The 2,404-nt window shown below is 49.6% G+C and carries 2 protein-coding genes; both read right to left on the bottom strand.

What is annotated here, in order from left to right:
• Positions 1–131: 131 nt before the first annotated feature.
• Complete coding sequence (ilvN, locus tag DXA87_RS17645) at positions 132–605, bottom strand: acetolactate synthase small subunit (protein WP_117505587.1); 474 nt, start codon at positions 603–605, stop codon at positions 132–134.
• A gap of 12 nt (positions 606–617) precedes the next feature.
• A complete protein-coding gene (gene ilvB, locus DXA87_RS17650; protein ID WP_117505589.1) occupies positions 618–2,240 on the bottom strand; it encodes a biosynthetic-type acetolactate synthase large subunit in 1,623 nt (540 codons plus the stop codon).
• Positions 2,241–2,404 lie beyond the last annotated feature (164 nt).

Below are 2,404 nucleotides of genomic sequence, written 5' to 3' on the forward strand. Positions count from 1 at the left end.
TATATTATTTTATCTAGCACAACAGGTTAATTTAGTATAAACAAAGTTTATTGTGATACTTGATTCGATTTAGAAAAGACCGAAGATGTTTGACGAAAAATATACGGCAAACAATTTCAGGTCTTTTATACTCAGTCTTTCGACATACAGATCGTACCCGTCCGCTGAAGCTCCAGAATACCAAAGCTTCTCACAAGTTCAATAAAATCTGTGATCACATCAGGAGCTGCATGAAACTCGATGACCATGCTCTTTGGGGAGACGTGAACGATCTTGGCGCCCATGACGCTGCAGAGTTCGATCAATGAGCTGCGGTTTGTCGCGGAGTAGGAGACTTTGATGAGCATCATCTCCAAGAGGACGCTGCGGGTCTCCTCAAGACGGCGGACTTTGATCACGTCCAGTTTCTTGTTTAAGTGTTTCTCAATCTGATCGACAGTGCGCTGGTCGCCGGTGGAGACGATGGTCATGCTGGAAATATCATGGCGTTCCGTCTCGCCCACGGCCAGACTGTCGATGTTGAAGCCTCTTCTCGCGAAAAGACCGGATATCTGGGAGAGAACACCGTCTTTATTTTCTACAAGTACAGAAAAAATACCTTTCATCTTGCGTTCTCCTTATTTTGTGTTGTTGTGGCTGTCGACTTCGCAGACCATGATGCAGGCGTTATCGCAGGCAAGGAAACGGTCGAGTTCCGCGTCGAGAGTCTCGTTGCTGTCGCAGTGGAAGTAGTCCATATCGTAGGCAGCGGCGATTTTGGCATATTTCGGATAATCGTAGAGCTGGACACCGAAATAGTGTTCCTCGTAAGTCTTCTCCTGATGCTCGCGGACGAGACCGAGATAGTGGTTTCTCATGACAAGGATCTTTATCGGGACCTTGTTTACCGCGATGGTTCCAAGCTCGTACATGGACATCTGGAAGGAACCGTCACCGCAGACAACAACGACCTGCTTGTCCGGCGTACACATCTTCGCTCCGATTCCGGCTGGGATGGAGTAGCCCATGGTTCCCATGCCGCCGCTTGTGAGGAAACGGCCGTTTTTCATCACATAGTTGTCGGCAGACCAGAGCTGGTTCTGTCCGACATCCGCAACATAGATCGCGTCATCGTCCATCTTCTCGGAGAGATGCTGGACTAAAAGCATCGGATTTACGAGCTTGTCGCTGAAGACACGGTGGTCTACCGTACTTTTTTTGATATCCTGAAGTGTCTCAATCCAGTTTGCAGTATCGATGGAAATATTCTCCTGCAGCAGACGGTCGAAGATACTCTTGATATCACCGACAAGCGGGATCGTCGGTCCGAGGTTTTTGCCGATCTCGGCGGTATCGATATCGATGTGGATGATATTTACCTGCTGTTCCAGATTTTCCGGCTTAGGAACGGCGCGGTCAGCGATCCTCGCACCGGCAATGATCAGAAGGTCACTGTTTGCCACGGCGCGGTTCGCGTAAGGTTTTCCGTTATTTCCAAGCATTCCGAAGTAAAGCGGGTGGTTCTTCGGCATAACGCCGATACCCATCATGGTTGTTACAAGCGGAATATTATTCTTCTCACAGAACTGGCGGACACATTCTTCACCGTTTCCGAGGATAACGCCGCCGCCGGCGCAGATCAGCGGCTTTTTCGCCTTGTTGATCGCGGCGACTACCTTGTGCATCTGCGGGTTGTTTCCCTTTGTATTCGGCTTGTATCCGCGGATATTGACCTCGGACGTGTAGTCGAAGGACTTCTTTAAGAGGTCGATCTGGACGTCACAGGGGATGTCGATGAGGACCGGTCCCTTTCTTCCGGTGGAGGCGATATAGAAAGCTTCCTTAAAGATACGCGGAATATCATCGGCGCTTTTTACAAGATAGCTGTACTTAACGAAAGATTCTGTGGAACCACGCATGTCGGCTTCCTGGAATACGTCACGTCCAAGGAGATTGGAGTTTACCTGCCCGGTGATCGCGATAAGCGGAATACTGTCGGCGTAAGCTGTCGCCAGTGCCGTGATCAGGTTCGTCGCGCCTGGGCCGGAGGACGTTACGCAGACTGCGGCCTTTCTGGAGATGCGGGCATATCCGCTTGCGGCGTGCCCGGCAGCCTGCTCCTGACGGACAAGGACATGCTCGATGGTTCCGGCATTATATAAGGCCTCATAAAACGGGGAGATCGCAACGCCCGGATATCCGAAGATCCTGGTTACGCCCTCTTCCTCGAGGCATTTGACCATAGCTTCTGCACCATTCATAATAACTTAAAATACCCCCTCAAGTAAGCGTTTAAAAGATGTCTGGGGGCAAAAAAATGATGATTTTGCCCTTTAAAATCTTTGAAGATAGTTAATAAGAATTATATCGCATACTGAGAGGGGATGTCAATGTTAGAGTCCGATAGAAACAGCCATCCTAAGGC

Source organism: Desulfotomaculum sp. OF05-3, assembly GCF_003435535.1.
GTDB lineage: Bacteria > Bacillota > Clostridia > Lachnospirales > Lachnospiraceae > Pilosibacter > Pilosibacter fragilis.